Genomic DNA, 5070 nt, shown 5'->3' on the forward strand with positions numbered 1-5070 from the left:
TCGATCTACCGGAGACCTCTCCTATTTGATCAACGACACGCCGGAACAGGCCACACCCGAAGCCATCAGCTGATCCACTTCGATACAGGCCCTAGACCATCCGGGTGGCGGGTGTGACGGGGAGGTCCCACTCGTCACCCAGAGGTCGTACCTTGTGCACCATGCGGTCCCGTCAGGGTGCCGCGGGACAACTGGGGGGTGGTCCGATGGCAGCGGAGCATCCGTCCGTCGCACGGTTCTGCCTGCTCGGACCCGTGCAGCTGGTGGTCGGCGAACGGGCGGTGCCGCTGGGCGGTGCCGGCATGCGTGGCGTTCTCGCCATGCTGTTGCTCGAACCCAACCAGGTCGTGCCGCTGGACCGGATCGTGGACGTCCTGTGGGCGCACGAACCACCCCCGAGCGCGCGGACGATGGTGCAGGGCTACGTGTCCCGCCTGCGCCAGCGGATCGCGGAGGCCGACGTCAACGCGCTCATCGTGACCACACCCCCGGGCTACCGGCTGGTCGTCGACGAGTCGCTGATCGATGTGACGGTCGCGCGGTCGCTGCTCGGGAAGGCCCGTGAACAGCCCCCTGCCCGGCGGGCCGAGCTGCTGCGGGAGGCGAACGCGCTGTGGCGCGGTCCCGCCCTCGCCGACCTCGGCGGCCGGGTGACGGCGCCGGAGCTGACCGAACTGCGCCTCGCCATCCTCGAAGCCCTGTACGACGCGCAGCTGGAACTGGGCCGCCACCACGAGATGATCGGCGAGCTGACGCAGCTGATCGACGCGCAGCCGTTCCGCGAGCGCCTCGTCGCGCAGCTCATGCTGGCCCTGTACCGGGCGAACCGGCGGGCCACCGCGCTCGACGTTTACCAGAAGTTCGCGCACCGGGCGGCCGAGGAGCTGGGCATGGACCCCGGCCCGCAGCTGCGTGAGCTGCACGCCCGGGTGCTGCGCGACGACTCGAGCCTGCTCGAGCCGTCGCCGGAACCGGTGCTCACCCCGAAGGTCGGGGTGCTGGTGCCCGCACAGCTGCCGAGGGCGCCGTCCGGGTTCGCGGGCCGGGACGAGGAACTCGACTGGCTCACCGGGCTTCTGCCACCGGGCGAGACCGCGGCGATCGGCCTGCTGGCCGGGCCCGCGGGCGTTGGCAAGACCGCGCTCGCCGTGCTGTGGGCACACCGGGTGGCGGCGGCGTTCCCCGACGGACAGCTGTTCGCGAGCCTGCGCGGCTTCGACCCGCAGCACACGCCGGTGCGGGCTGCGGACGTGCTCACCCAGTTCCTGCTCGCGCTCGGCGTCGGCGTCGACGACGTGCCGTTCGAACTCGACGACCGGGCCGCGCTGTACCGGTCGATCCTCGCGGACCGCCGGGTGCTGGTGGTGCTCGACGACGCCCGTGACGCCGAGCAGGTCCACCCGCTGCTGCCCGCCGCGTCGTCGTCGTTCGTGCTGGTGACCTCGCGGATCCGGATGGACGGGCTGGTCGCGCGGACCGGGGCGAAGATGCTGTCGCTCGGCACGCTCGCCGCCGACGCCGCGGAGCGGTTGATCGAGCTCATGGCCGGGACGCCCGCGCACAGCAGGGACCGGGAACAGCGCCGCAAGCTCGCCCGGCTGTGCGGGCACCTGCCGCTCGCCCTGCGCATCGCGGCGGCGCGGCTCGCCGCCAATCCACAGTGGACGGTCACGGACCTGGTGGAGGAGCTGACCGACGAGCGGTCCCGGCTCGGCGCGCTCGACACCGAGGACGTGGACACGAGCGTGCGCGCCGCGCTCGACGTCACCTACCGCAGCCTGCGGTCCGAGCCGGCCGAGATCGTGCGGCACCTCGGGCTCTTCCCCGGCACGCGGATCGGGCCCGGGCCGGTCGCCGCGCTCCGCGACGGTGACGTCGACGAGTGCAGGCGCGTGCTGCGTGCGCTCGCCGCGTCCTTCGTGGTCACCGAGACCAGTCGTGACGTGTTCCTCATGCACGACCTGGTCCGGTTGCACGCGTCCGAGCGCGCGGAAGCCGAGATGTCCGAAGTGGACAGAGCGGCTGCGGTGCGGCGGCTGCGGCGGTACTACCTGGCAGGCGCCCGGACCGCGCGGGAGTTGCTGCGGCCCGACGGTGGCCCGCTGCCGGAGGGGCCCGGCCCGGTGATGACCACCGCCGAGGAGGCCGTCGACTGGATCGACAAGGAGTGGGCGAACCTGCTGGCCGTGGTCGAGGCGGGTGCGGACGGGACGGACGGCGACGACGAGCTGGTCGCGCTCGCGCGCCTCGCCGCGGAGTTTTCCGAGGGTACGCGGGCTCTGGGACCCGCCGCGTTGAGCCGGTTGGTCCGTCTGGTCGTCTAGGTTGGGCCCGCGTTTAGCGAGGAGTTAGTCGTTTCGGGCGATCAAGTGGCAGGCTGCGCGCCGAGTGCTCGACGTCCCGGAGCCTGACCGTGAGCACTCGGGCGGCGCTACCAACGTGGGGGTGTGCTGCCCAAGCAAACCGGCCGACACTGTTTGGGGGAACGGTGTCGGCCGGTGTGCTTGGGAGAGCGTCACACGCGGGCGCTGTTCTTGCCGGTGCCTGTCGGCAGGGGAAGCGGGGACAGTTCGGGCCGCTTGGGCGCGAGTCCGTCCCCCATGGACTCGCCGCGCAGGTGCCTGCGCACCCACGGCAGCAGGTGTGTGCGGGTCCACGCGAGGTCCGCCTGCCGGGACCGCAGCCACGGCGTCGGCTCGACCGGCGGCCACGGCTCGCGCCAGTCCTCGGTCACGGGCACACCGAGCACCTCGGCCGTACGCAGCGCGATCCGGTGGTGACCCTCCGGCGAGAAGTGCAACCGGTCGTCGCTCCAGGAGCGGACGTCCACGAGCGGCTTCATGGCCCACAGGTCGACGATCATCGTGCCGTGCCGGTCGGCGATGGCACGCAGGTTCGCGTTGTAGATCGCGACCTTGGGCCGTACCCGCCGCACCACCGGCTGGCTGCGCGGGTCCGGACCGGTGAAGATGACGACCTCGCAGCCCGCGGCCCGCAGGGCCACGATGGCCTGTTCGTACTCCTCGGCGAGCGCGTCGACGTCGCTGCCGGGCACGATCAGGTCGTTGCCACCCGCGCACATCGTGACCAGGTCGGGCTTCACCTCGACGGCGATCGGCACCTGCTCGTCGATGATCTCCCGCAGCATCTTCCCGCGCAGCGCCAGGTTCGCGTACCGGAAGTCGCGGTCGCGCTCCGCGAGCGTCGCGGCCAGCCGGTCGGCCCACCCCACGTAGCTGCCGTCCGGTGCCTCGTCGCTCAGTCCCTCGGTGAAGCTGTCCCCAACAGCAACCCAGCTCTTCCACTTCCGCCCCACGGCGACCACCCCTCCCTAGTGCGCGCCCTTCGTTATATCTCCTAATCCGCCAGGATGCCGCTTGATTCCCGACCTACGCCACCGTCGGTTTGCCGTGTTCGCGGACGGCTGCGCAGCGTGATCGGACGACGTCGGTTCCGGCGTCCGTCCCGCCGTTCGCCGTCGACTGTCCAATTCGGACCAACGGGTCAGGCGGGCAGGAGGAACAGGCCCGTGACCGCGCCGTCGTCGTCGAACGACACCCGGCCGGTCAGCTCATTCGCCTCGCAGTACAGCGGCACGTCGACAACGGTGTACCCGCCGACGCGCAACGTCGCCGGTTCGCCCATCCGCTCGTGCGCGCCGAACGTGCCGACCACCTGGGCCCAGGCGTCGGCGATCCGGTCCGTGGTCAGCTCGGCGGCCATCCGCGCGTCGAAGTCGCGGCCGACCTCGGCCCACCGTCCCGCGACGAGGTCGGCGAGCAGGGTGATCGCCTTCTCGGCCGCGCCCGGCAGCGGTTCGTCGGAGCCGGTCGTGTCCGTTCCCGTGCGCGGGTCGACCGGACGGCCGAAGCGCTGGAAGGCCGCCTGGCGGGAGGTGTCGAGCACGTCGCCGATCTCCTGCCAGGTGCGGCCCGACGCCCTGGCTTCGTCGACCGCCCGCCGCAACGCGTTCTCCGCGTCACGGGCCTGTCCGAGGGCCTCGGCCACCGCCGTGAGACCGTCGTCAACGTAACCTTGACGCGTTTCGAGGGTCAGGCCGTGCTTGGCGCGCTGCCGCCGAGCAGCGCTGCGGCACGTCGCGTCGCAGTACTGCTTGATCCGGCCTTTCCCTTGCTGTCTGGGAAGGCTGCGACCACAGTTGCGGCAGGTGTGCGGATCGTCGACGTTGGCCATGCTTCTTTTCCGTGCCTGTCAGCCGTGCACGTAATTCTAAAACGTGCTGTCAACTGAGGTTAGGGTGGCCTAACTGATTCGGGATGAGGCAGGCTTGACACGTGACAGACCAGCCGACCGAGACGCGCGACCAGTCGCTCCGGGAACTGCTGGGTGGGCGCCGGGGGGCCGTCGACGCGAGCATCCCGCCCGCGGTGTTCGTCGTCGCCTGGCTGGTGAGTGGCCGCTCGATCGGCTGGGCGGCCGCGGCGGCGATCGTGGCGGGCGTGGCCGTGGGGATCTGGCGCCTGGCCCGGGGGAAGCGGGTGACGGCGTCGGTGGCGAGCGTGGCGGCGGTGTCGCTGGCCGCGTTCGTGGCACTGCGGACCGGGCGGGCGGAGGACTTCTTCCTCATCCAGCTGTTGTCGAACGTGGCGAGCGCGCTGGCGTGGGCGCTGAGCATCCTCATCCGGTGGCCGCTGCTCGGCGTCGTGGTCGGGCTCGTGCTCGGGCAGAAGACCCGGTGGCGACGGGACCCCGACCTGGTCCGTGCGTACGGGAACGCGAGCTGGGTGTGGGTGCTCGGCCAGTACACCGTGCGCGTGGTGGTGTTCGGCCTGCTGTGGTGGTCGGGCTGGGTGGTCGCCCTGGGCGTGGCCCGGGTCGTGCTGAGCTGGCCACTGGTGGCGGCGACACTGGCCGCGAGCGCGGTGGTCCTCCGCAAATCCCTCCCACAAACCCACCCGGGCCTCCGCCACCCCCGCCCCTAACCCCGCGAGTCGCGTTCCCAGGCACACCGAGTTGTGGGGGGGGGGGGGGGGGGGGCGGGGGGGGCCCCCCCCCGAAACGCGCGCGGCAGGGCGCGCCCGCGCCCGCGACGCGCGGGTCGGACCCGGT

The 5070-nt window shown here is 71.9% G+C and carries 4 protein-coding genes; 2 read left to right on the forward strand and 2 right to left on the reverse strand.

Annotated features, from left to right (window positions below):
• The first annotated feature begins 206 nt into the window (after nt 1–206).
• Nucleotides 207–2324, forward strand: a complete 2118-nt coding sequence (locus ACIBVP_RS20375) for a BTAD domain-containing putative transcriptional regulator (protein ID WP_396107742.1) — start codon at nt 207–209, stop codon at nt 2322–2324.
• Between the two features lie 191 nt (nt 2325–2515).
• On the opposite strand, the gene ACIBVP_RS20380 is transcribed toward ACIBVP_RS20375, so the two are convergent.
• Together ACIBVP_RS20380 and ACIBVP_RS20385 are read right to left on the reverse strand one after the other, a co-directional pair.
• Nucleotides 2516–3316 (reverse strand): SGNH/GDSL hydrolase family protein, encoded by an 801-nt coding sequence (locus tag ACIBVP_RS20380; protein WP_396107743.1) that lies wholly within the window; start codon nt 3314–3316, stop codon nt 2516–2518.
• 188 nt (nt 3317–3504) lie between these two features.
• On the reverse strand, nt 3505–4194 hold the full coding sequence (locus ACIBVP_RS20385) for a DUF3887 domain-containing protein (protein WP_396107744.1): 690 nt from the start codon (nt 4192–4194) through the stop codon (nt 3505–3507).
• A 101-nt stretch (nt 4195–4295) separates the two neighbouring features.
• Between ACIBVP_RS20385 and ACIBVP_RS20390 the strand changes: the two genes are divergently transcribed.
• Nucleotides 4296–4943 (forward strand): DUF3159 domain-containing protein, encoded by a 648-nt coding sequence (locus ACIBVP_RS20390; RefSeq protein ID WP_396107745.1) that lies wholly within the window; start codon nt 4296–4298, stop codon nt 4941–4943.
• Nucleotides 4944–5070: the final 127 nt, after the last annotated feature.

This window comes from Actinophytocola sp. NPDC049390, assembly GCF_044466355.1.
In the GTDB taxonomy this organism is placed as follows: domain Bacteria; phylum Actinomycetota; class Actinomycetes; order Mycobacteriales; family Pseudonocardiaceae; genus Actinophytocola.